The 23268-nt window shown below is 69.5% G+C and carries 22 protein-coding genes; 17 read left to right on the top strand and 5 right to left on the bottom strand.

The features are described 5' to 3' along the window. The first annotated feature begins 74 nt into the window (after positions 1–74). The 4 genes from pta to EV141_RS10195 all read left to right on the top strand — a co-directional run bounded on the left by pta (position 75) and on the right by EV141_RS10195 (position 5494). On the top strand, positions 75–2312 hold the full coding sequence (gene pta / locus EV141_RS10210; protein ID WP_130485878.1) for a phosphate acetyltransferase: 2238 nt from the start codon (positions 75–77) through the stop codon (positions 2310–2312). Next, entirely contained in the window at positions 2312–3436 is a 1125-nt protein-coding gene (locus tag EV141_RS10205) for an acetate/propionate family kinase (protein WP_260437920.1), read from the top strand. The genes pta and EV141_RS10205 overlap by 1 nt, the downstream gene beginning before the upstream one ends. Before the next feature lie 518 nt (positions 3437–3954). Beyond that, positions 3955–4173, top strand: coding sequence for a helix-turn-helix domain-containing protein (locus EV141_RS10200; RefSeq protein ID WP_130485876.1), 219 nt, complete (start codon positions 3955–3957; stop codon positions 4171–4173). 4 nt (positions 4174–4177) lie between these two features. After that, on the top strand, positions 4178–5494 hold the full coding sequence (locus tag EV141_RS10195) for a HipA domain-containing protein (protein WP_130485875.1): 1317 nt from the start codon (positions 4178–4180) through the stop codon (positions 5492–5494). A gap of 17 nt (positions 5495–5511) precedes the next feature. On the opposite strand, the gene EV141_RS10190 is transcribed toward EV141_RS10195, so the two are convergent. Both EV141_RS10190 and EV141_RS10185 read right to left on the bottom strand, forming a co-directional pair. Beyond that, a complete protein-coding gene (locus tag EV141_RS10190; RefSeq protein WP_130485874.1) occupies positions 5512–6159 on the bottom strand; it encodes an SDR family oxidoreductase in 648 nt (215 codons plus the stop codon). A 101-nt stretch (positions 6160–6260) separates the two neighbouring features. After that, the gene (locus tag EV141_RS10185) at positions 6261–6605 is read right to left on the bottom strand and encodes a histone-like nucleoid-structuring protein Lsr2 (protein WP_130485873.1); all 345 of its coding nucleotides are present in this window, start codon (positions 6603–6605) and stop codon (positions 6261–6263) included. A gap of 161 nt (positions 6606–6766) precedes the next feature. Here EV141_RS10185 and galE point away from each other — a divergent pair, with 161 nt between their 5' ends. From galE to EV141_RS10140, 9 genes are all read left to right on the top strand, one after another. Beyond that, positions 6767–7813 (top strand): UDP-glucose 4-epimerase GalE, encoded by a 1047-nt coding sequence (galE, locus tag EV141_RS10180; protein ID WP_130485872.1) that lies wholly within the window; start codon positions 6767–6769, stop codon positions 7811–7813. A 61-nt stretch (positions 7814–7874) separates the two neighbouring features. Beyond that, entirely contained in the window at positions 7875–8150 is a 276-nt protein-coding gene (locus EV141_RS10175) for a type II toxin-antitoxin system prevent-host-death family antitoxin (RefSeq protein ID WP_130485871.1), read from the top strand. Beyond that, positions 8137–8871, top strand: coding sequence for a type II toxin-antitoxin system RelE family toxin (locus tag EV141_RS10170; protein WP_130485870.1), 735 nt, complete (start codon positions 8137–8139; stop codon positions 8869–8871). Before EV141_RS10175 ends, EV141_RS10170 begins: the two co-directional genes overlap by 14 nt. Positions 8872–8937: 66 nt before the next feature. After that, positions 8938–10914, top strand: coding sequence for a DNA polymerase III subunit gamma and tau (locus EV141_RS10165; RefSeq protein WP_130485869.1), 1977 nt, complete (start codon positions 8938–8940; stop codon positions 10912–10914). Positions 10915–10917: 3 nt separating this feature from the next. Beyond that, positions 10918–11517, top strand: coding sequence for a recombination mediator RecR (gene recR, locus EV141_RS10160; protein ID WP_130485868.1), 600 nt, complete (start codon positions 10918–10920; stop codon positions 11515–11517). Between the two features lie 146 nt (positions 11518–11663). Next, complete coding sequence (locus tag EV141_RS10155; protein ID WP_130485867.1) at positions 11664–12929, top strand: aspartate kinase; 1266 nt, start codon at positions 11664–11666, stop codon at positions 12927–12929. Continuing rightward, the gene (locus tag EV141_RS10150) at positions 12926–13984 is read left to right on the top strand and encodes an aspartate-semialdehyde dehydrogenase (protein ID WP_130485866.1); all 1059 of its coding nucleotides are present in this window, start codon (positions 12926–12928) and stop codon (positions 13982–13984) included. The genes EV141_RS10155 and EV141_RS10150 overlap by 4 nt, the downstream gene beginning before the upstream one ends. A 36-nt stretch (positions 13985–14020) precedes the next feature. Beyond that, positions 14021–14707, top strand: coding sequence for an SGNH/GDSL hydrolase family protein (locus EV141_RS10145; RefSeq protein ID WP_241969220.1), 687 nt, complete (start codon positions 14021–14023; stop codon positions 14705–14707). Positions 14708–14750: 43 nt separating this feature from the next. Beyond that, a complete protein-coding gene (locus EV141_RS10140; protein ID WP_130485864.1) occupies positions 14751–15515 on the top strand; it encodes an SGNH/GDSL hydrolase family protein in 765 nt (254 codons plus the stop codon). A 294-nt stretch (positions 15516–15809) separates the two neighbouring features. Here EV141_RS10140 and EV141_RS10135 read toward each other — a convergent pair whose 3' ends face one another. After that, entirely contained in the window at positions 15810–16613 is an 804-nt protein-coding gene (locus EV141_RS10135) for a sulfite exporter TauE/SafE family protein (protein WP_241969219.1), read from the bottom strand. Positions 16614–16670: 57 nt separating this feature from the next. On the opposite strand from EV141_RS10135, the gene EV141_RS10130 reads away from it, so the two are divergent. From EV141_RS10130 to EV141_RS10120, 3 genes are all read left to right on the top strand, one after another. Then, on the top strand, positions 16671–18143 hold the full coding sequence (locus EV141_RS10130) for a malate:quinone oxidoreductase (protein WP_130485863.1): 1473 nt from the start codon (positions 16671–16673) through the stop codon (positions 18141–18143). Positions 18144–18216: 73 nt separating this feature from the next. After that, positions 18217–19215 (top strand): hypothetical protein, encoded by a 999-nt coding sequence (locus EV141_RS10125; RefSeq protein ID WP_130485862.1) that lies wholly within the window; start codon positions 18217–18219, stop codon positions 19213–19215. Between the two features lie 42 nt (positions 19216–19257). After that, entirely contained in the window at positions 19258–19797 is a 540-nt protein-coding gene (locus EV141_RS10120) for a hypothetical protein (RefSeq protein ID WP_130485861.1), read from the top strand. Here the strand turns inward: EV141_RS10120 and galK are convergent. Further along, positions 19794–21002, bottom strand: a complete 1209-nt coding sequence (galK, locus tag EV141_RS10115; protein ID WP_130485860.1) for a galactokinase — start codon at positions 21000–21002, stop codon at positions 19794–19796. The two genes, EV141_RS10120 and galK, sit on opposite strands and share 4 nt — an antisense overlap. Beyond that, a complete protein-coding gene (gene galT / locus EV141_RS10110) occupies positions 20995–22194 on the bottom strand; it encodes a galactose-1-phosphate uridylyltransferase (RefSeq protein ID WP_130485859.1) in 1200 nt (399 codons plus the stop codon). Before galT ends, galK begins: the two co-directional genes overlap by 8 nt. A gap of 122 nt (positions 22195–22316) precedes the next feature. Between galT and EV141_RS10105 the strand changes: the two genes are divergently transcribed. Further along, positions 22317–23129: a DeoR/GlpR family DNA-binding transcription regulator gene (locus EV141_RS10105; RefSeq protein ID WP_130485858.1), complete on the top strand. Its 813-nt coding sequence runs from the start codon at positions 22317–22319 to the stop codon at positions 23127–23129. Positions 23130–23268 lie beyond the last annotated feature (139 nt).

The raw sequence follows: 23268 nt of genomic DNA, 5'->3' as shown, positions 1-23268 counted from the left end.
CGCGCGGACGTCGCTGTGGATCCGCCCGCATTCACCTAGCCCCCTCACAGGCCGCCTCCCTAGGCTGGGAGTCAATGGCACGCAACCTGTACATCACGTCCGCCGAGGGCAACTCGGGTAAGTCGACCGTGGCGCTCGGCGTGCTTGATGCGCTCTCGAGTCGCGTGCAGCGCGTGGGGGTGTTTCGCCCGATCGCCCGCACGACCGCGCACCCCGCGGCTGGTGAGGCCGGCAACCACGCCGCCGACCGCGACTACGTGCTCGAGACCCTGCTCGCCCACGATGGTGTCGACCTCGACTACGAGACCTGCATCGGCGTCGGCTACGACGAGGTGCACGCCGACCCCGAGGCGGCGATGGCGACGATCGTCGAACGCTTCCGCGCGGTCGAGCGGCAGTGCGACGCGGTCGTGATCGTCGGCTCTGACTACACCGACGTCTCGAGCCCCACCGAGTTCACGGTGAACGCGCGCATCGCCGCCAACCTGGGGGCGCCGGTGATCCTCGTGATCGGGGGGCGTGCATCCGGAGCCAGCGGCGGGCGAGGCCTCGCCGAGTCCGGCCCGCGCAGCCCCGAAGAGGTGCGCCGCGCCGGCGAGGCGGCCGTCGCCGAGCTCGCCCACGAGCACGCGACCCTGCTCGCGCTCATCGCGAACCGTGCCGACGCTGACCGCCTCGACGACATCACCCGCGAGCTGCAGACTCTCGACCCGAACGCCCTCGTCGGCGCGATCCCCGAAGACCGCTACCTGATCGCCCCCACGGTCGCCGCCGTCATGGCCAGCTGCGACGGCGAGCTGTGGCGCGGCGAGGAGGCGCTGCTGCAGCGCGAGGTCATGGGCGCCGTCGTCGCGGGCATGAGCATGGAGAACGTGCTGCCCCGCCTCACCGAGGGCGCCGTCGTCATGGTGCCGGGCGATCGCAGTGAGGTGCTGCTGGCGGTGCTGATGGCGCACGCGAGCGAGACGTTCCCGAGTATTGCCGCGATCATCCTCTACGGCGGGTTTGAGACGCCCGACAGCGTGCAGTCGCTGATCGACGGGCTCGACCCGACGCTGCCGATTATCCGTACGCCGTACGGCACCTACGACACGGTGCTGCGCATCACCGAGAGCCGCGGCCGGCTCGCCGCCGACTCGCAGCGCAAGTACGACACGGCGCTGGCGCTCTTCGAAGAGCACATTGACGCATCCGCCCTGCTTGACCGGGTCGACGTCAGCCGCAGCGACGTCGTCACGCCGCTGATGTTCGAGTACGACCTGCTCGAGCGGGCGCGCAGCCAGCGCAAGCGCATCGTCTTGCCCGAGGGCGACGACGACCGCGTGCTGCGCGCGGCCGCGACGCTGCTGAAGCGGCAGGTCTGCGACATCACGATTCTGGGCGACGAGGTGGATGTTCGGGGCCGCGCCGCCGAGCTCGGTCTCGATCTCGACGCGGCCGAGATCGTCAGCCCGTTTGATCGCGAGCTGCGCGAACAGTTCGCGGTCGAGTACGCGCGGCTGCGCGCCCACAAGGGTGTCACGGTCGACTTTGCGCGCGACGTGGTGACCGACGTGAGCTACTTCGGCACGCTCATGGTGCACATGGGGCTCGCCGACGGCATGGTGTCAGGCGCCGCCCACACGACGGCGCACACGATTCGCCCGAGCTTCGAGATCATCAAGACCGACCCGGGCGTGAGTGTCGTGTCGAGCGTGTTCCTGATGTGTCTCGCCGACCGGGTGCTGGTGTACGGCGACTGCGCGGTCGTGCCCGACCCGTCGAGCACGCAGCTGGCCGACATCGCGATCTCGTCGGCGGCGACCGCGCAGCAGTTCGCGATTGAGCCGCGCGTGGCGATGCTGTCGTATTCGACGGGCGAGTCGGGCTCGGGCGACGACGTCGAGAAGGTGCGCGCCGCGACGGCGTTCGTGCGCGAGCGCCAGCCCGAGCTGCTCGTCGAGGGCCCCATTCAGTACGACGCGGCGGCCGAGCCGAGCGTCGCCGCGACGAAGATGCCCGGCTCGCCGGTCGCCGGACGCGCCACCGTCTTCGTCTTCCCCGACCTGAACACCGGCAACAACACGTACAAGGCCGTGCAGCGGTCGGCGGGCGCCGTCGCGATCGGCCCGGTGCTGCAGGGCCTGCGCAAGCCGGTGAACGACCTGTCGCGCGGGGCCCTCGTGCAAGACATCGTCAACACGGTCGCCATCACGGCGATTCAGGCGCAGCGCACCCCGCCGCCGGCGACGACGGCCATCCCCATCATTTCGCGCGACGACGCGGCGGCCGCCGCCGAGTCGGGTGTCACGCGCGGCGAGGGTGACGCCTGATGCGCGTCTTCGTCGTCAATTCGGGCTCGAGCTCGATCAAGTACCAGCTGATCGACACCGTCACGAGCGAGCGGGTGCTCGCGGGCACGCTTGAGCGCATCGGCGAGCCCGGCGGTGACGCCGCTGACCACACCTCCGGCATGCGCCAGGTGCTCGATTCTCTCGGCGCGGATGCCCGCATCGCCGCCGTCGGTCACCGCGTCGTTCATGGCGGGGCCCGGTTTACGGCCCCCACGTTGATCGACGATGCAGTGGAGCGCGAGATTGACGAGCTGAGCGCGCTGGCACCGTTGCATAACCCGGCGAATCTGGCGGGCATCCGGGCGGCGATGACGGTGCTGCCCGAGGTGCCGCACGTCGCCGTGTTCGACACGGCCTTTCACCAGTCGATGCCGCCCGAGGCGTTCACGTACGCGATCGACCGCGAGCTCGCGGCCGAGCACGGGGTGCGCAAGTACGGGTTCCACGGCACGAGTCACCAGTTTGTGGCCGAGCAGGCCGCCGTCGTGCTGGGCCGCCCGCTCGACGAGCTGAAGCTGATCGTGCTGCACCTCGGCAACGGGGCGAGCGTCACCGCCGTCGATGGAGGTCACTCGATCGACACGTCGATGGGCCTGACCCCGCTGCAGGGCCTCGTGATGGGCACGCGCTCGGGCGACCTCGACCCGGCAGTGCTCGTGCACCTCAACCGCGTCGCGGGCCTCAGCGTCGACGAGCTCGACACCCTGCTCAACAAGAAGAGCGGCCTGCTGGGGCTGACGGGTCGCAGCGACATGCGTGACGTGACGGATGCGGCTTCCCGCGGCGATGAGCTCGCCGAGGCGGCGCTCGCCGTGTGGGCCCACCGCATTCGCCACTACATCGGCGCGTACCTCGCACATCTCGGCGGTCTCGACGCGGTCGTGTTCACGGCCGGCGTCGGCGAGAACAACGCCGCCCTGCGCGCCCGCGTCATGGAGGGCCTCGAGCACCTCGGCCTGCGCGTCGACCGCTTCCTGAACGGCCGCGCCGTGCGCAACGCCCGCATCATCTCGCCGGCGCTCGAGGGCCCGAAGGTGCTGGTCGTGCCGACGAACGAAGAGTTGGCGATCGCCCGCCAGACGGCCGAGCTCGTCGGGGGCTGACAGGCGCTTGCGCGCGAGCGGTAGCCCCACAGCGCGGCGACTCGCTCAGCCGTGTCGACCGCCTACGGTCGATACCGGGGCGTCGTTGCTGGGCGTTGCGCGCTGAATGAGCGCCGTCGCCGGGCGTCGCGCGCTGACCGGGCACCGTCGCCGGGCGTTGCGCGCTGACCGGGCGCCGTTGCTGGGCGTCGTGCGTGCTCAATGCTTGCTGTCGCGATGTCTCGCATGCAGTGCGCCGCGCCTACTCGGGTGTAGGAACTCCTACACCCGAGTAGTCTCCCGACGTTCACTTTGTCGCCCCGGGCGCGCACAGCGATCCTCGCGAGAGCGGCACCCACTCGGCTCATGATCGCGGCCCGTTGGCCGCCTTCTACTCGTCGGCGCCCGAGCCTGTCGGCCGGGCGGAGCTACCGCTCATTGTGCACTTTCATGCACACTGCCTCTTGTGCATGTTCGTGCACCCCTAATAGAGTGCACGAACGTGCGCACTCTATGGCGGCGTCAGTGAGGGGGCGAGCATGTTCACCACACCGCGCGAGGCGGGAATGCTATTGCGGCGGCTGCGCGAAGACGCAGGGTTGTCGCAATCGGCGCTCGCCGACCGGGCAGGGGTCTCGCGGCGCTGGCTGATCGAGTTTGAAAACGGCAAGCCCTCGGTCGACATGTCGAAGGTGCTCGACTGCTTTGCGGTTTTCGGCGCGGGCTTTGACGTCGTGACCCGACGCGAAGAAAGCTGATGCCGTGAGTATCGCGCTCCACGTTCTTCTGAACGGTCAGCACTGCGGCACCGTCACGCAAGACGACCGGGGCGACACGCGATTTCGCTACGAACCCGACTATCAAGACGACGCAAACGGCTCAGGTGGCTCAGGTGGCCGCACGATCACGCCCCTGTCGCTCTCGATGCCGCTCGTGCTCACTGAGCACCGTAAGCGGGTGGTGCTGCCGTTCCTCGACGGGCTGCTTCCCGACAGCGCTGAAGCGCGCCGTGCCATCGCTGAGCGTTTCGGCGTGAACCCCGCAAACCCGGTCGCGATCCTTCGGCACGTCGGCTCCGACGTTGCGGGTGCGCTGCAGTTCGTGGCGGAAGGCGACGATCCGCCGGAGGTTGCACTCGAGCGCCTGGAGTATCGCGCGCTCTCGACCGTTGACGTCGGCGCTCTCCTTCGCCAGGCGATCGAGCGCTACGCAAGCGGGCGACTTTTCGGTGATCCCGAATCCGTCGGGCGCTTCAGCCTTGCGGGTGCGCAGCCCAAGATCGCGCTCGCACGCACGAGCGATGGCTCCTGGACTATGCCCCGTGGGTCCGCGGCCTCCATCCACATTCTGAAGCCTGCCGTCGGTGGTTACCGACGCCTCGATGTGGTCGAATACCTCACCCTGCGCACCGCAGCGCTTCTCGGTGTCGACGTTGCCGATTCGTCTCTCGACGAGATCGACGGCCTCCCTGTCTTTGTGACGCGCCGATTCGATCGTGTGGTGAGTGGCGACGTCGTGACGCGCCTCCATCAGGAGGATCTGGGTCAGGCGCTTGCTGTGCCGCCGTCGAAGAAGTATCAGCGCACTGACGGCGGCCCCGGCGTCGCGGATGCCGCCCGCTTGCTGCGCGGTCTTCCGCGACCGACGGACCGTGCCGAGGCAGCCTGGGCGTTTTATCGCGGGCTCATGGTCAACACCGTTCTGGCGTGCACCGACGCTCACATCAAGAACTATTCGGTGCTCCTCGATGGCAACCAGGTTCACCTCGCGCCTCTCTACGACATGGCGAGTTTCGCGCCGTACGCACAGCCGGGGCAGGCCGTGCTGTCGGCGATGAAGATCGGCGGCGAGTATCGATTCGACGCGATCGGGGAGGTGCAGTGCCTCGCTGCGGCGCGCACCCTCGGCGTCGACGCGGGCCGTGCGGCGGAGTTCGTGCGCCACCTTCGCTCGCACGCCCCTGATGCAGCCGCGACCGCGCGCAACGAGCTCGCCAGCGCCGACTCGGAGACCCGCGCCGTCGCCGACGAGTTCGTCACGAGCGTCGCCGCGCTGCCTCTCGTCCGTGGCGCGGCGTAAGCAAGGGCGTGTCGGCGCTACAGCCCGACAACCGCCTCGGCGATCGGCGCATCCCCATTCACGACCTCGAACTGCGCCCCGACGCCGCCCCCGGTGGTGAGCAGCGAGTACAGCACGGCGGCAACGTCGTCACGTGAGATGGTGCCGCTCTCGTCGGCTCCCACCCGCACCGCGCCCGTGCCGGGCTCGTCGGTCAGCCCACCCGGCCGCACGACCGTCCAGTCGAGGTTCTCGTTGCCGCGCACGGCGGCGTCGGCTTCGCTCTTGGCGCGCAGGTAGATCTGGAACACGTCGTCGGAGTTCGGGTCGAAGCTGTCGGCCCCGCGCGACGAGACGATGACGTAGCGGCGAATGCCGGCCTGCACGGCCGCGTCGGCGAGCAGGATCGCCCCGTCGCGGTCGAGGGTGAGCTTGCGCTCGGCCCCGCTGTTCGGCCCGGCCCCAGCGGCGAACACGACGGCGTCGGCCCCGGTGACGGCTTCGGCGACCCTCGCGTCGTCGTCACGCTCGAGGTCGACGATGATGGCGCGCGCCCCGTCTGATTCGACGTCGGCCGTGTGGTCGGCGTTGCGGATGAGCGCCCACGGCTCGTGGCCGTTCGTGCTCAGCAGGCTCGAGAGTTTGCGCGCGATTTGTCCGTGTCCTCCGGCGATAGCAATTTTCATGAGGTCCACACAAACAGTTGGGGCTGGGCGCCGCCTCCATGTGGCGGGCCCAGCCCCGATCATCCGAATATTTTTATGGCGAACGGATGCTCGCCCGAGCCTTACTTTCCGGTGGCCGCTTCGTACGCCTCGACAATATTTGCCGGAATGCGCCCGCGGTCGCCGACGGTGTGCCCGTTAGCGTTCGCCCATTCGCGAATAGCGGAGGTATTGCTCTTGGCGCCGCCGCGCTTCTTGGGGGCGGCGCTGCGGGCGGATGCCGCACCAGCGCTGGCGCGACGGCCGGCGCTGATGAACGGTGCGAGCGCGTCGGCGAGTTTCTGCCGGTTCGCGTCACCGAGGTCAATTTCGTAGTGAGCGCCGTTCAAAGAAAAGCGCGTCGTGACGGCGTTATCGCCGAGTTCACTTCCGTCGAGGTCGTCGACGAGAACAATTTTGTGTGCCATGGCGCTCACACTAGCGAATAACACGAACCCACCAAGACCGCATTGTGGAAAAAGTCGCGCTTTCAGCCCTTTCAGGGCGCTTAGCCACTTTCTCAAGAGAATCGAGATACTCGACGGGGCTTATCGCGCTGACCCCTCGCCCCATGCGGCACGATAGGGGCATGCGCGTTCTCATTACCGGCGGTTCTGGCTACATCGGTTCGCACGTCGCGCGGCTGTTGCGCGATCGCGGCGACGACGTCGTGGTGGTCGATGACTTCGTGACGGGTATCCGCGAGCGGGTCGCGGAGTTTCCGCAGCTCGAGCTGTCGCTCGCCGCGCCCGGCGCCGCTGAGGCGGTCGCCGACTTTGCCCGCGAGCATGGGGCCGAGGCGATGATTCACTTCGCTGGCCGCAAGCAGGTGCCCGAGTCGGTGGCGCAGCCCCTCATGTATTGGAACGACAACGTGGCCGGGCTCGCCGCCGTTCTGCAGGCGTGCGAGTCGGCCGGCGTCGAGCGGTTCCTTTTCTCGAGTTCGGCGGCCGTGTACGGGGATGCGTCGGGTCACGTCACCGAGGACGCCCCCTGTCACCCGGTGAACCCGTATGGCGCGTCGAAGTTGGCGGGGGAGTGGCTGACGGCCGACGTCGCCCGCGCGACGGGGCTGAGGGCGACGAGCCTGCGCTACTTCAACGTGGCGGGCGCTGGCTGGCCTGAGCTCGCCGACACGGCGGTGCTGAACCTGGTGCCCATGCTCATGGAGCGCCTCGCCGCTGGCGCCGCTCCCCGCATCTTCGGCGACGACTACGATACGGTCGACGGCACGTGCGTGCGCGACTTCATTCACGTGCTCGATCTGGCCGAAGCGCACCTGGCGGCCCTCGACGCGCTCGCCGACGCCCCCGCCCACCAGCACCCGGTGTTCAACGTCGGCACCGGAACCGGCAGCAGCGTGCGCCAGGTGGTCGAGGGCTTGCGCGCCCGCTGGCCGCACGCCGCCCCCAATGCATCCACCCCGAGCTCGCCCGCTGTCGGCGACGCCGCCGGCGCGCCCCCCGTTCCTGCCGCGGTGGTCGAGCCGCGCCGCCCGGGCGACCCGGCCGAGGTGGTCGCCGACCCCACCCGCATCGCCGAGGCGCTCGGCTGGCGCGCCCGCCTCACCCTCGACGACATCCTCGACTCGGTCGTCGGTGCTCGCGACGACACACGCGAGCGGCACGGGGCGTGATCCTGCTGCACCACGGTGCGAAAAAATGTACATTTCTATGTACTTTGAGTAGTCTTGTGTCATGACCTCAGCTGAGCCTCTCACCATCTCCTCGACCGTCGCCGCGCGACGCGGGGTGGGCTTCATCACCACGCAGGCGCAAGAGCGCCCCGTGACGCTGACCAGTCACGGCAAACCTGTTGCCGTGGTGATGTCGGCGGCCGAGCGCGATGAGCAGCGGCGACTTCTGCGTGAGTTGGAGATCACGGTGCTGAGCGCCGCGGCGAATTTGGTGGCTGACCGCTCGACGATGCTGTCCGCCCAGGAGGCGAGAGAACGGCTTCGTGCCTCCCGTTGACTCGTTACCCGACGAGCAAGCTGAGGTCGTCTTCACCGAGCAGAGCATCGATTGGCTGATTGAGAACCTCACTGAGGCCGAGCGTGACGACGTCTTCGACACGATCGTGGGTCTCTTTCGCGCACCACGCGGTAAGCACCCGCTCTCGAACCAGAACGCTACGAACCTTGTCGGGTTCAACACGGTCGAGGCAGCGCGACGCGAGTTCAGAATCATCTACCGGGTGACGGTGACCGACGGCGTCGGTCTCATCGAGATCATCGCGATCGGCCAGCGGCGCGATGGCGAGGTCTATTCCGCCGCCGACGATCTGGTGCGTTCCGGCACGCTCACCGAGTCAGAGCAAACGCAGATCTGGGATGCGCTGACTCTGCTTGATGAGACAAAGACCCGCCTCGGCCTCGAGCAGTGGGATTACGCGGAAGAGCCTGCCCCGGACGGCCTCGTGAAGGCGGCGAGCGCCGCCGGCATCGACGAGGATGTCGCGAGGCTGTTGTCGAAAGATGAACTCGTTGCTGCGATGGCCGCCGCATGGGAGGGCGGAACGCTCGACCCGCAAGCCGGCATCGCCGCCGCACTGCGGCGGATTGCCACCAGCACAACCCCGGATCGCATTCTGGCTTCTCGCCGCACAGAACGCTGCGGCGTGATGATGCCGAAGCTGGGCAAGCCGTGCGTTCGCGTGAAGGGCCACGCCGGCGCCCACCGCGGCAGCCGCTGACCGCGACCCTCACCCTCGACTGTCATCCTCGACTCGGTCGTCGGTGCTCGCGACTACTCTTGACGAGTGTCCACCGCCCTGTATCGCCGCTACCGGCCCGAGTCGTTTGCCGAGCTGATCGGGCAGTCGCACGTCACTGATCCACTGATGGCGGCGCTGCGCGGCGACCGAGTGAATCACGCCTACCTCTTTAGTGGCCCGCGCGGCTGCGGCAAGACGACGAGCGCCCGCATCCTGGCCCGCTGCCTGAACTGTGCCGAGGGCCCCACCGACACCCCGTGTGGCGTCTGCCCGAGCTGCGTTGAGCTGAGCCGGCAGGGCGGCGGTTCGCTCGACGTGGTCGAGATCGACGCGGCCAGCCACAACGGTGTCGACGACGCACGTGACCTGCGCGAGCGCGCCGTGTTCGCCCCGGCCCGCGACCGCTTCAAGATCTTCATCCTCGACGAGGCGCACATGGTGACCCCGCAGGGCTTCAACGCGCTGCTGAAGATCGTCGAAGAGCCGCCGCCGCACGTGAAGTTCATCTTCGCGACGACCGAGCCCGAGAAGGTCATCGGCACGATCCGTTCGCGCACCCACCACTACCCGTTCCGCCTGGTGCCGCCGGCGCAGCTGCTTGAGTACGTCGACCAGCTGGCCGCGAGCGAGGGCGTGAAGGTCGAGCCGGGCGTCATGCCGCTCGTGGTGCGCGCCGGCGGGGGTTCGGTGCGCGACACCCTGTCGCTGCTCGACCAGCTGATCGCCGGCAGCGACGCCGACGTCGTCACCTACGAGCGCGCGGTCGCGCTGCTCGGCTACACGCACGGCGCGCTACTTGACGATGTGGTCACCGCCCTCGCCCAGCAGGATGCTGCGGCCGCGTTCCAAGCGGTCGATCGCGTCATTCAGACGGGCCAAGACCCGCGTCGTTTTGTCGACGACCTGCTCGAGCGGCTGCGCGACCTCATCGTCGTGCAGGCGACGAGCGACGACGCCTCGGCCGTGCTGCGCGGTATCCCGCAAGACGACCTCGAGCGCATGCACGCGCAGGCCGCCCACTTCGGCCCGGCGCAGCTGAGTCGCGCGGCCGACATCGTGAACCGGGCCCTCACCGAGATGACCGGAGCGACCTCGCCCCGCCTGCACCTCGAACTGATGACCGCGCGTCTGCTCGTGCCCGCCGCGGACGAGCCCGCCCGCGGCGCCCTGGCCCGCGTCGAGGTTCTCGAGCGCCGCGTCGGCGTCGACGGCCCGCTGCCGGCGGCCGCGAGCACCCCCGCCGCGTCGGCCCCCGCGCCTGCACCCGTTGCTCCCGCGGCCGCCCCGGCTCCCGCTCCTGAGCCGGCACCCGAGCCCGTAGCCGCTGCACCGGTCGACATCGAGCGCATGCGCCAGTCGTGGCCGGCGATCCTCGACCGCATCCAGCAGCTGAAGATGTCGTCGTGGACGGTCGTCTACACGGCCTTGCCCGCCGCCCTCGACGACGACGTGCTGACTCTCGTCTTCACGAACGCGTCTGACGCCGCCGCGTTCAAGCAGCGCGGCAACCCGGCCGAGATGGTGAGCGAGCACGTGCGCCAGGCGATCCTCGGCGAGCTGGGTCTGCGCGTGAAGTTCTTGGTGCGCGTCGACTCGGCCCGCGCCCCACGTCCGGACGCGGCAGCAGCACCCACCGAGCAGCCCGCCGACCCGGAGCCTTCCCCAGCGCCGAAAGCCGCTGCCGGTCCCGCCCCCAGCGCCGCGCAGGCCACACCCGAGAAGCAGCCTGACCCCGAGCCGGCCGCCCCGGTCACCGAGTGGGCCGTCGCTGCGATCCCCGGCGCCCCGGCACCCTCATCCGTCGATGCCCCGCCCATTGACGACGAGCCGCCGCCCGCCGACGACGAACCCGAACCTGAGCCCGAGCCGCCGGCCCCCGTGCACCTCACCGAGATTGCGGGCCGTCAGCGCTACGGTGAGGCGGTCGTGCGCGAGGTGCTCGGCGCCCGCTTCATCGCTGAAGAGCCGATTGCTCCGACCGTTGTTCCACAAGAGGCTCCGCCCGAGCCGGAGGGGTTCTAGCCCGTGTACGACGGCATCATTCAAGACCTGATCGACGAGTTCGGTCGCCTGCCCGGCATCGGCCCCAAGTCGGCCCAACGCATCGCCTTCCACATTCTGCAGACCGAGTCGTTCGACGTGACGAAGCTCGCGACCCTGCTCATGGATATCCGCGAGAAGGTGCGCTTCTGCGAGGTCTGCGGCAACGTGGCCGAAGAGGCCCAGTGCTCAATCTGCCGCGATCCGCGCCGCAGCCCCACCACGATCTGCGTGGTCGAGGAGGCGAAAGACGTCGTCGCGATCGAGCGCACCCGCGAGTTCCGCGGCCTCTACCACGTGCTCGGCGGAGCGATCAGTCCCATCGACGGCATTGGCCCCGACGACCTGCGCATCAGCCAGCTGCTAACCCGCCTCGCCGACGGTACGGTCACCGAGGTCATCATCGCCACTGACCCGAACCTCGAGGGCGAGGCGACGGCCACCTATCTGACCCGCCTGCTCGTTCAGCCGGGCCTCACGGTCTCACGCCTGGCGAGCGGCCTGCCGGTCGGCGGAGACCTCGAGTACGCCGACGAGGTCACCCTGGGCCGAGCCTTCGAGGGCCGCCGCCAGATCCAGCACTAGTGCGACGCCTCTACCCCCGCGGTTACGCGGCGTGACCGCCTCATGCATGCAGACGCATGGGTGCCCAGTAGACTGACGCTCCAGGCCGCCACCGTCGCCGCGCCCCGCAGCACCCGCCCCTCCCGCACAGCCACCCCAGGAGCACCGTGAGCCTCATCGTGCAGAAGTTCGGGGGATCGTCGGTCGCCGACGCCGAGAGCATCAAGCGCGTCGCTAAGCGCATCGTCGAGACCCGCAAGGCCGGCCATGACGTCGTCGTGGCCGTCAGCGCCATGGGCGACACCACCGACGAGCTTATCGACCTCGCGCTTGAGGTCACCCCGCAGCCCGACCCGCGCGAGATGGACATGCTGCTCACGACGGGCGAGCGCATCTCGATGGCGTTGCTCGCGATGGCGATCAAGAGCATGGGTCACGAGGCGCGCTCGTTTACCGGCAGTCAGGCTGGCATGATCACCGACGCCCGTCACGGCGCAGCCCGCATCGTCGACGTCACGCCGGTGCGCGTTCGCGAAGCTCTCGACGACGGGGCCATCGCCATCGTCGCCGGCTTTCAGGGCTTCAGCCGCGACAGCAAAGACATCACGACCCTCGGGCGTGGCGGCTCCGACACCACGGCTGTCGCCCTCGCGTCGGCGCTCAAGGCCGAGGTGTGCGAGATCTACACCGACGTTGACGGCGTCTTCAGCGCTGACCCTCGCGTCGTCAAGCGCGCGCGCAAGCTCGACCAGGTTTCGACCGAAGAGATGCTCGAGCTCGCCGCCGCTGGCGCCAAGGTGCTGCACATCCGCGCCGTCGAGTTCGCTCGCCGCCACAACGTGACCCTCCACGTGCGATCGTCGTTCAGTCACCTTCCCGGCACCCTCGTGGTGCCCCCCAGTGAGAAGGACACCATGGAAGAACCCATCATCACCGGCGTTGCCGGCGACCTCACCGACGCGAAGATCACCGTGGTCGGCGTGCCCGACACCCCCGGTATGGCGGCCGACATCTTCACGATCGTTGCGAAGACGGGCGCCAACATCGACATGATCGTGCAGAACGTGTCGCTGGCCGCGACCGGGCGCACCGACATCTCCTTCACGCTCCCGAAGTCTGACGGCGACAAGGTGCTCACCGCCCTGCGTGCCGAGCAGCCGACCATCGGTTTCCAGTCGCTGCAATACGACGACCAAATCGGCAAGCTGTCGGTCGTTGGTGGCGGCATGCGCACGAGCGCGGGCGTCAGTGCCGCACTCTTCACCGCGCTAAAGGAGGCGGGCATCAATATGGAGATGATCTCCACCTCCGAGATCCGCATCTCGGTCGTCACACGGGCCGACGTGCTCAACCACGCCGTGCAGGTCGTGCACACCGCCTTCGGCCTCGACGCCGACGATGAGGCTGTCGTCTACGCGGGAACCGGCCGATGAGCGCGGGTATCCGTCTCGGCGTTGTCGGCGCGACCGGGCAGGTCGGCGCCGTCGTGCGGCAGCTGCTGCTCGACCGCAATTTTGCCCTCGCGGAGGTGCGGTTCTTTGCGAGCGCGCGCAGCGCGGGCACGAGCATCCCGTTTGGTGACCGCGAGATTGTCGTCGAAGACGCGTCAACCGCCGACCCCACGGGGCTCGACATCGCCATCTTCAGCGCGGGCGCGACGCTCAGCAAGGCGCAGGCTCCACGCTTCGCGGCCGCCGGCGTGACCGTCATCGACAACTCGTCGGGCTGGCGCATGGACCCGGAGGTGCCGCTCGTCGTCTCCGAGGTGAACCCGCACGCCATCGACCAGGCTGTCAAGGGCATCATCGCGAACCCCAACTGCACGACCATGGCCGCCATGCCCGTGCTGAAGGTGCTCGACCGCGAAGCGGGCCTCGAGCGCCTCATCGTCAGCACCTACCAGGCCACCTCGGGTGCCGGGCTCGCCGGCGGCGAAGAGCTGCTCGCGCAGGCGAAAGCCGTCGTCGCGCAAGACGCCATGGGCCTCGTGCACTCCGGCTCGGCCGTCGAGTTCCCGGCAGGCGAGAAGTTTCCGAAGTCAATCGCGTTCAACGTGATCCCGCAGGCGGGCAACTTCGTCGACGACGGGCTCGGCGAGACCGACGAAGAGAAGAAGCTGCGCAACGAATCGCGCAAGATTCTCGAACTGCCCGAGCTGCGCGTCAGCGGAATCTGCGTGCGCGTGCCCGTCTTCACCGGCCACTCGCTCGCCATCAACGCCGAGTTCGCCCGCGCCATCTCGCCCGAGCGTGCGCGCGAGCTGCTCGCCGACGCCCCCGGAGTTCAGCTGATGGACGTTCCCACGCCGCTCGACGCCGCCGGCGCCGACCCGTCGTTCGTCGGCCGAATCCGCACCGACGAGGGCGTGCCCGGCGGGCGAGGGCTCGCGCTGTTCATCTCGAACGACAACCTGCGCAAGGGTGCCGCGCTCAACGCGGTGCAGCTGGCCGAGCTGGTGGCGGCGAAGAAGGCGGCCGCGGCGGCGTAGCCGAACCGGCTGCGGGGAGTGCGCCGAATGCGTTGCATGAGAATGACCAAGCCGCTCGCCGCGGTGATCACTGCGTTCGCCGCGGCGGGGCTCGCCGCCTGCGCGGCGATCCCGCCCGAGCCGCAGGCGACGGCGACGCCACCCGACGGTGACGGCCCCATGGTCGCCTTTTACGGCGACTCCTACACGCTCGGCACCGGGGCGACGGGCGCCGACGCGCGGTGGTCAACCATCATCAGCGCCGACCGCGGCTGGCGCGAAGTAAACCCCAGCGTCAATGGGCTGGGCTTCATCAACAACCGTTCCGTCTTCGGCGACGGAGACCTGCCGTCGATCATCATCGACGCTGCGCCCGACGTCGTGATCGTCACGATGGGCCTCAACGACAATTTTGCCTACGAGCGCCGACCCGACGAGCGCGACCGCATCCGCGAACAGATCGGCATCGACCTCAACCGCCTGCGCGACGGTCTTCCCGATGCCCGCATCGTCGTCGTCGAGCCGTTCTGGTACACCGACGCGCGGCCAGACAGCGTGCAGATCATCATCGACTGGGTGCGCGAGGGCGCCGAGGCGATCGGGGCCGACTACATCGCCGGGGCCTCCCGCTACATCGAGGGCCGCCCCGAGCTGATGGCGGCCGACGGCCTGCACCCCAACGACGACGGGTATGCGGTCATTGCCGAGCGGCTCGACGTCGAGTTCGCCGCGCTGGGTCTGTAGTCCCTGCGACCATTAGGTCGTGGTCTCGCTAGGCTCGGTCGCGATGTCTGTGCCGACTCTGCCTCGCTCCTACGCCGCAATTGGTGACAGCTTTACCGAGGGCATGGGCGACGAACTCGCTGACGGAACGCCGCGCGGCTGGGCAGACCTGGTCGCCCTTGGCTTCGCCCACGCCCTTGGGGCACCTGTGGGGTACGCGAACTTCGCGATCCGCGGCCGGCTGCTCGGCCCGATCCTCACCGAGCAGCTCGAGCCCGCCATCGCGTTGGCTCCCGAGATCCTGAGCATCAACGGGGGCGGCAACGACATCATGCGGCCGCGGGTCAGCGTCGCTGCTACGGCCGACCGCCTCGTGGCCGCGGCGGAGCGCGCGAGCGATGCGGGCATCCGCGTGGTGGTGGTCAGCGGCGGTAACCCGACCGAGCACATCCCGCTGGGCCCGGTGTTTCAGCGTCGTGGCGACGAGCTCGCCGACGCGGTGCGCGCCCGCCTGAAGCGCTCGCTGCACGAGATTGCCTTCGTCGACAATTGGGGTGACCGCGAGCTGCGGGCCCTCCGCTACTGGTCGATTGACCGCCTGCACTTGAATTCGCTCGGCCACGCGCGCGTGGCGGCAAACGTGTTGGCCGCGCTGGGGGTGCCCGCCCCGCCCGCTGGTGCCGACGAGCCCGAGCTGCAGCGCCCCCGCACCGCAGAGTACTGGCGCGAATACGTACTCCCCTGGATCGGCCGTCGGCTCACCGGCCGCTCCTCCGGCGACGGGCGCACTGCCAAGCGCCCCACCCTCGAGCCGATCGCCCCCGCGTAGCTCTGAGGCCACGCTGCCCACCCCACGCCGTCCGCAGCTCGAGCGCGTTGGCCCAGGCCCGCGTGACGTATTGCAGGAATCCAGAGGCGCCCGCCGCGGAAACACGCGGGTCGCGGTCGCGAGTGGGGCCCGTTTTCCTGCACAACGTCACGCCGTACGTCGGAGCTCCGCACGTCACGCCGATCGAGGCCGGCACACAACGCACCTGGCACCGCGACGCCCCGCCGACGTGGCGGGCCGAACCAGATTCGACTTCCCGCTGTGGTGGAAGGAACGCAGAGGGGCGAAAGCGCCCTACTCCGAACCCTCGCCCGGGCCGTCGCCCTCGCGCTCGCGCTTCTCGCGGGCCTGCAGGCGCACGGCGCGCACCGAGAGCTGCGCAACAACGAAGACCAGCAGCAGGCCGAACAGCACACTCGCGAGCGCCGGCGGCACCAAGAACGCCATGGCGACTCCGCCGCTCGACGCGAGCACAGCAGCCAGACCCACCACGAGTCCGTCGCGCAGCCGCACGAGGCCCGCCCGCAGGTTCGGAATCGTGCCCGCAATCGAGGCCGGAATCATCGCCAGCAGCGACGTTCCCTTGGCGAGCAGGTCGCCCATCCCGAACAGCGCGATCAGCACCGGCACCGCGATGATGCCGCCGCCGATGCCGAACATGCCGGCCGCCAGGCCCATCACGAGGCCGAGTCCGACGAGCGCCACGACAACGCCCACTGAGAGGTCGAGCGACCCACCCCGCTCGGGCGTCTCGAAAATCAGGTACACGGCCGCGGCCGCGAGCCCGACAATGAACAGCCAGCGCAGCCACGCGAGCGGCAGGGTCCGCAACAGCCAGGCGCCGATCGGGGCGCCGACGATCGTGCCCGCACCGATCAGCAGGGCGGCGACCCAGTCGACCTGCCCGCCGACGCCGTAGAGGATCGAGCCGACGATCGCGGTCGGCACAATCGCGACCAGTGAGGTCGCCGCGGCCTGCCGCTGATCCATGCGCGCGAGCCACAACAGCAGGGGCACCATGACGATGCCGCCGCCGACGCCAAACATGCCGGAAAGAAATCCGCCGATCGCGCCGACGGCAAGAAGGGCCAGAATCACCCACCCACCCTAGGTGCCCCGGCCTGACCCCCAGAATCGAGCGGCTAAACTCGCCGCGTGAGTGAACCGATCGACGTCGCCCTCATTGGCGGCGGAATCATGAGCGCAACCCTCGGCACGATGCTGCAGCAGCTCGAGCCTGAGTGGGACATCCGCATCTACGAGCGCCTGGGCGACGTGGCCCAAGAGTCCTCGAACCCCTGGAACAACGCGGGCACGGGCCACGCCGCCCTCTGCGAGCTGAACTACACGCCCGAGAAGCCCGACGGCACCATCGACATCACGAACGCCGTGAAGGTCAACGAGCAGTTCCAGGTCTCGCGCCAGTTCTGGTCGTACCTCGTGAACGAGGGCCTGCTGCCCGACCCGAGCGCGTTCCTTTCCGCCACCCCGCACATGAGCTTCGTCTGGGGCGAGAAGAACGTCGAGTACCTCCGCAAGCGCTACGAGGCGCTGAAAGATCACCCCCTCTTCGCCGGAATGCAGTACAGCGAAGACCCGGCCGAGATCCACCGCTGGGCCCCGCTGCTCATGCCCGGCCGCGCCAAGGGTCAGCCCGTCGCGGCCACCTTCATCGCGTCCGGAACGGACGTCGATTTTGGTGCCCTGACCCGGATGCTCGTCGACGGTCTCGAAGAGAACGGCGCGCAGGTGCTCACCGAGCACACGGTCACCGGCCTGAAGCGGCAGAAAGACAACACGTGGCGCCTGACGCTGCGCCACGAGGTCGGCAACACCCCCACGCACGTGAACGCGAAGTTCGTCTTCGTGGGTGCCGGCGGCTACGCGCTGCCCCTGCTGCAGAAGTCGGGAATCCCGGAAATTCGCGGATTCGGCGGGTTCCCCGTCAGCGGCGAGTGGCTGCGCACCGACAACCAGGAGGTCGTTGCGCAGCACCAGGCGAAGGTCTACGGCAAGGCGTCGGTCGGCGCCCCGCCGATGAGCGTGCCGCACCTCGACACCCGCGTCGTCGACGGCGAGAGCTCGCTGCTGTTCGGCCCCTACGCCGGCTTCAGCCCCAAGTTCTTGAAGTCGGGCTCGCTGTTCGACCTGTTCTCGACGATCCGCTGGCACAACATCGTGCCCATGCTGCAGGTGGCCCTGCGCAACTTCGACCTGCTGAAGTACCTGATCGGCGAGCTGCTGGCGAGCCGCAGCGACCGTGAGAACACCCTGCGCGAGTTCTTCCCGAACGCGAAGGGCGACGACTGGTACGAGATGGTCGCCGGCCAGCGCGTGCAGATCATCAAGAACATTCCGGGCAAGGGCGGCACGCTGCAGTTCGGCACCGAGGTGGTCGCGAGCGCCGACGGCTCGATCGCCGGCCTGCTGGGCGCCTCGCCCGGCGCCAGCACGGCGGCGCCGATCATGCTCGACCTGATCGAGAAGTGCTTCCCCGACAAGGTCGACGCCTGGAAGCCCACGCTCACGCGCATGGTGCCCTCGTACGGCAGCACCGTGTCGGCCGACCCGAAGGTCGCCGACAAGCTGCTCACCGAGACGGCCGCCACGCTCGCGATCGCACGCTGAGGCCCGGCGCGACTCACCTCAGCCCCCGCACCTGAGGGGCGCATTGGTGCGGGCTGAGCGATAGCCTGAGGACATGTCCATTCGAGGCGGGGTGCCGCGATCGCGCGATCCCCGCCGCCGGGGCCGAGCATCCCGATCGTCGATCGCCTCGATGGGGTGGGGCGCGTGGGCCGGCATCGCCGCGCTCGTCGTCGTCAACATCGTGCTCGTCGCACTGCTCATCGGCCGGCCCGAGCCCGAGGTCGACGAGATCGCGTCGCCCGGCCTGATCAGCGAACCGATTCCGACGCCGACGCCGAGCGAAACCCCGTCGGCCTCCCCGACTCCCGAACCTGAACCAACCCCGCCGGCGACCGCCCCCGGCCAGTACGTGCTCGCCGCCGTCGACGGCGCGACCGCCTCGCGCGTCACGACCGGCGCGTGCCCCACGGCCACCGCGACCCTCGAACGCACCGTCGACGGCGGAGCCACCTGGCAGCCGAGCGACGCCACCGCGGCGACCGGCATCACCGCCGTGCAGCGCCTCATCGCCTCGTCGGCCGAGCAGCTCGCGCTCATCGGCTCACAGGCAGACGGATGCGCGCCCACCCTCGCGCGCACCTTCGTCGGTGGCGAGCTCGACGCCGCCTGGTACGTGCCGGCTGACGACCGGGCAAGCGTGCACGCGCCCGCGGTCGGAACGGTCGCCGCGCCGTGCGGGGCGGTCACGGCGATCACGGCCGCCTCGAACACCGTCGCGGCGGTGCTCTGCGCCGACGGAACCGTGCACGCGACCGCAGACCGCGCATCCACCTTCACTGGGGGAGTCGCGATCGCGGGCGCCCAAGCCGTCGCTGCTGCCGGAGACGGCTGGGCCGTCGCGGCCCTCGGCGTTGACGACTGCGCGGGCGTCGCGATTGCCCAAGTCGGTGCAGACGCGACCGGGTTTGAGTTCGTCGGCTGCCTGCCGCTCGACGCCGAGACCGACGGCCTCGCGGGGCGCGTCGCCCTCGCGGCCGGCGGCGGAACGCTCTGGGTGTGGGCGGGCGAGCAGCTCGCGCGCTCCGAGTCAAACGGTGCCAGCTGGTTGTAGAGACCCGCCGCCCGCGCCCCGCGCGCTTGCTAGCGTGGTCGTATGGCTGATGTCGACGAACGCTCGGATGCTCGCCGCACGCTGATCGCGCGCCTCGCCCTCGTGACGTCGGTCGCCCTGTTCGCGGCGCTCAGCGTGTGGTTGCTGATCGCCGGTCCACCCGAGGTCATCGGGCACTTCTCCGCTAACAACGGCGGGCCCCGCTACGACCCGACCGCGCAGTTCGTCGCCATCATGGCGGGGCTCGTGGCATTCCTCGTCGTGCTGTTCGCCTCAACGGGGTGGCTGATGCGGCGCGTGCCGATCGGGCTCATGAACATTCCGAACCGCGAGCGGTGGAACACGCCAGCGCGCCGCGAGATTCTCGCTCGCCGCGTGGGCGCCGACATGAATCTCATGGGTGCGGCCAGCGTGCTGCTCATCGTCGCGATGATGGTGCTGAGCGCGCTCGGCGGGCTCGGCGTGACGCCCCCCGGCTGGGCGTTTGTCGTGACGATGGGGGTGTTTCTCGTGGTGATTGCCGCCATCGCGTTCGGGATGCTCGGCAAACGCTACGACCCGAGCACCTTGCCGCCCGACTAGTTGCGGGCCGCCCCGTCGCTGGCCCGCACAACGAAGGTGTCGGGGGCGCTGAAGCCGTGCTCGCCGAAGGCGTTGTCGACCGCGACCTGCACGCGCGACAGGTCGTCGAGCTTCACGAGCGCGATCGCCGCGCCGCCGAAGCCTCCGCCGGTCATGCGGGCACCGATCGCGCCGGCACTGACCGCGGTCTCGACGGCGAGGTCGAGCTCGGGCACCGAGATCTCGAAGTCATCGCGCATGCTGCGGTGCGAGGCATCCAGCAGCTCGCCGATCGCGAGAGGGCCGCTCGGCGCACCCTCATCGGAACCGACACCCCGCAGCGTGTCGACGGTGTCGAGTACGCGCTGGTTTTCGGTGACGACGTGCGCCACGCGGCGGTAGGTGACGTCGTCGAGCAGCTCGCGGGCGCGCGGCAGATCGGCGACCGACACGTCGCGCAGCGACTCGACGCCCATCGCTTCGGCGCCTCGTTCGCAGGCGGCACGACGCTCGCCGTACCCGCCGGTGGCGTGCGAGTGCTTGACCCCGGTGTCGATGACGAGAATCACGAGGCCCGCCTCGTCGAGGCCGAGCGGCACGACCTGCGCCTCGAGCGAGCGACAGTCGAGGAAGACCGCGTGGTCCCGCACGCCGAGCAGCGACGCCGACTGGTCCATGATCCCGGTCGGGGCTCCGACGGCGATATTCTCGGCGCGCTGGCCGACGCGGGCAAGGGTTGGGCGGTCGAGACCCAGCTGCCAGATGTCATTCAGGGCGAGCGCCACCGCGCTTTCGATCGCGGCAGACGACGAGAGGCCGGCGCCCACGGGGACGTCCGAATCGATGAGCATGTCGAGGCCCGGCACCGCGGCCAGGTCCGCCCCGAACTCGGCGAGGCCGAGGGCCCAGGCAACGCCCAGAACGTAGGCTGACCAGCCCGAGAGCTCGCGGCCGGTGTCGTCCGTTGAGAGCGCAGCCAGAGCATCCAGCGAAATTTCGACCATCTCGTCGGCGAACGTCGACGCGACCCGCAGCATGCGGTCGTCGCGCAGCCCCACGCCGACGACGGTGCGCCGGTCGATCGCGAACGGCAGCACGAAGCCGAGGTTGTAGTCGGTGTGCTCACCGATCAGGTTGACGCGGCCGGGGGCCGACCAGAGGCCGTCGGGCTCGTGCTCGAACACGGCGTGGAACCCGATGCGCACGTCGTCGCGAATGTCAGTCAACGGCTTTCTCCCAACCAGAGCGAATGAAGGCGGCCTGCGCCTCGGGGGTCACGTCGCCGATGAAGGCGCCCATGGCCGCCTCAGATCCTGCCAGGTACTTCAGTTTGTCGGCTGCGCGCCGGGGCGAGGTGAGCTGCAGCATGAGGCGCACGGTGTCGCGGTGCGTGTTCACGGGAGCCTGGTGCCAGGCGGCGATGTACGGCGTGGGGGTGTCGTAGAGGGCGTCGAGGCTGCGCACGAGGCGCCGGTAGAAGGGGGCGAGGTCGTCGCGCTCGGCCTTCGTGAGGGCGGCGAGGTCGGGCACGTGGCGGTGCGGCAGCAGGTGAATTTCGAGCGGCCAGCGTGCCGCGAACGGCACGTACGCCGTGAAGTGCTCCGTCGACGCGATGATGCGCTGGCCGGCGCCCGCGTCGCGCTGGTCGGCCGCGGTGCCCTCGCCCCGCTCAAAATCGAGGATGCGCGCAAACAGGTCGTCGCCGACGCTCGCGATCGAGCGCAGCACCCCCTGCGTGCGCGGCGTGATGAACGGGTACGCGTAGATCTGCCCGTGCGGGTGGGGGAGGGTCACACCGATCTCTTGCCCGCGGTTCTCGAACACGAACACCTGCTCGATGCCGGGCATGGCGCTGAGCGCCTCGGTGCGCTGGGCCCACGCCTCGATGACGGTGCGGGCGCGCGCGACGGTCTGCGAGCCGAACGAACCCTCGTGCTCGGGCGAGAAGCAGACGACCTCGCAGCGGCCGACGCTCGTGCGGCTGCGGCCGAGGCCGATTGCGGCGGTGTCGTCGAGGCCGGTGGGGGCGTCGTCGGCAGCCGGAACACCGGTCAGCTCAGTGCCCGCGGCGTCAGCGCCCGCCTCGGCGGGAAGCGCGGGCCCGAACGACGGCGAGCGGTTCTCGAACACGGCGACGTCGTACACGTCGGGCAGCTCGCTCGGGTTGTCAGGGGATTGCGGCGCCAGGGGGTCCTGGTCGGCCGGCGGCAGAAACACCCGGTTCTGGCGCGCGGCCGCGTGCGACACCCACTCGCCGGTGAGCACGTCTTGCCGCATCGTCGCGGTCGCGGGGCGCGGGTCGAGTACGCGGGCGTCGGCCTTGCGCGTCTCGGGCGACGGCAGCGTCGAGTCGACGTCGTCGACGTAGATCAGTTCGCGCCCGTCGGCGAGGCGCGTGGAGTGGATGCGGTGGGTCACGAGTCCACGCTACGCGCGCGCGGTTTCGAACGCGTAAGCCGTACGCTTTCGATATCGACAAGCTTCGAAAGGGGTGCGGTGCTCGCGACGCGAGCCGCGCATCCAATATTGCGAGAGAAAGGATGCCCGTGGCCGGTTCAGAGACGGCGGCGATGCGTCGCGAGCGCCTCGCCGCCTCGATCGCGCGCCGGGGCTTCGCGCGGGTCGTCGACCTGGCGCGCGAGACCGAGGTGAGCGAGGTCACGGTGCGCACCGACCTGGCGGCGCTCGAGGCCGAGGGCCGGATCGCGCGCGTGCACGGCGGGGCGGTGCCGCGGGGGCCCGTGACCGAGCGCGAGCTGAGCGTCGAGCGCACCCGCACGCGGTTGGCCCGCGCGAAGGAGGCGATCGCGGCGGAGGCGGCGGCGCGCGTGCATCCGGGGCAGAGTGTGCTGCTCGACGTGGGGTCGACGACGCTCGCCGTGGCGCACGCCCTCGTCGCCCGGCGGGAACTGAGCGACGTCGTGATCGTCACCAACGGCCTCGCGATCGCCCTGGCACTCGAGCCGGCGCTGCCGCGGTTCACCGTCGTCGTCACCGGCGGAACCCTGCGCTCGCTGCAGCACTCGCTCGTGAACCCGCTCGCGACCACGCTGCTTGACGGGGTGCACGCCGACCTGGCGATCATTGGGGCGACCGGAGTCGACGCCGTCGTCGGGGTCACGAACGTGAACCTGCCCGAAGCCGAGGTGAAGCAGAAGATGGTCGCCGCGGCGTCGCGCGTCGTGCTCGTCGCCGACAGTTCGAAGCTCGGCGTGGCGCACCTCGGGCGGGTGGCGGCGCTCGCCGAGGTCGACGAGCTGATCACGGATGCGCGGGGTGGGGTTGATCACGCGCCGCTCGCTGACGCGGGCCTCGCCATCACTGCGGTGACCGTCGGGGCGGGGCTCGGGTAAGACGAGGAGCGGTTCTTCAGGTCCTACTGTTGCGCCCCTCTTCCTCTTCCTCTTCCTCTTCCTCTTCCTCTTCCTCTTCCTCTTCCTCTTCCTCTTCCTCTTCCTCTTCCTCTTCCTCTTCCTCTTCCTCTTCCTCTTC

Source organism: Microcella putealis, assembly GCF_004216575.1.
GTDB classification, from domain to species: Bacteria; Actinomycetota; Actinomycetes; order Actinomycetales; family Microbacteriaceae; genus Microcella; species Microcella putealis.
The sequence above is the reverse complement of the archived record's forward strand: the minus strand, read 5'-3'. Positions and strand labels throughout refer to the sequence as shown.

Excerpts from the sequence above, each read along its gene's own strand:
- pta (WP_130485878.1), top strand. The coding sequence starts at position 75 with ATGGCACGCAACCTGTACATCACGTCCGCCGAGGGCAACTCGGGTAAG.
- EV141_RS10205 (WP_260437920.1), top strand. The coding sequence starts at position 2,312 with ATGCGCGTCTTCGTCGTCAATTCGGGCTCGAGCTCGATCAAGTACCAG.
- EV141_RS10200 (WP_130485876.1), top strand. The coding sequence starts at position 3,955 with ATGTTCACCACACCGCGCGAGGCGGGAATGCTATTGCGGCGGCTGCGC.
- EV141_RS10190 (WP_130485874.1), bottom strand. The coding sequence starts at position 6,159 with ATGAAAATTGCTATCGCCGGAGGACACGGACAAATCGCGCGCAAACTC.
- EV141_RS10185 (WP_130485873.1), bottom strand. The coding sequence starts at position 6,605 with ATGGCACACAAAATTGTTCTCGTCGACGACCTCGACGGAAGTGAACTC.
- galE (WP_130485872.1), top strand. The coding sequence starts at position 6,767 with ATGCGCGTTCTCATTACCGGCGGTTCTGGCTACATCGGTTCGCACGTC.
- EV141_RS10175 (WP_130485871.1), top strand. The coding sequence starts at position 7,875 with ATGACCTCAGCTGAGCCTCTCACCATCTCCTCGACCGTCGCCGCGCGA.
- EV141_RS10150 (WP_130485866.1), top strand. The coding sequence starts at position 12,926 with ATGAGCGCGGGTATCCGTCTCGGCGTTGTCGGCGCGACCGGGCAGGTC.
- EV141_RS10145 (WP_241969220.1), top strand. The coding sequence starts at position 14,021 with ATGAGAATGACCAAGCCGCTCGCCGCGGTGATCACTGCGTTCGCCGCG.
- EV141_RS10140 (WP_130485864.1), top strand. The coding sequence starts at position 14,751 with ATGTCTGTGCCGACTCTGCCTCGCTCCTACGCCGCAATTGGTGACAGC.
- EV141_RS10125 (WP_130485862.1), top strand. The coding sequence starts at position 18,217 with ATGTCCATTCGAGGCGGGGTGCCGCGATCGCGCGATCCCCGCCGCCGG.
- EV141_RS10120 (WP_130485861.1), top strand. The coding sequence starts at position 19,258 with ATGGCTGATGTCGACGAACGCTCGGATGCTCGCCGCACGCTGATCGCG.
- EV141_RS10105 (WP_130485858.1), top strand. The coding sequence starts at position 22,317 with ATGCCCGTGGCCGGTTCAGAGACGGCGGCGATGCGTCGCGAGCGCCTC.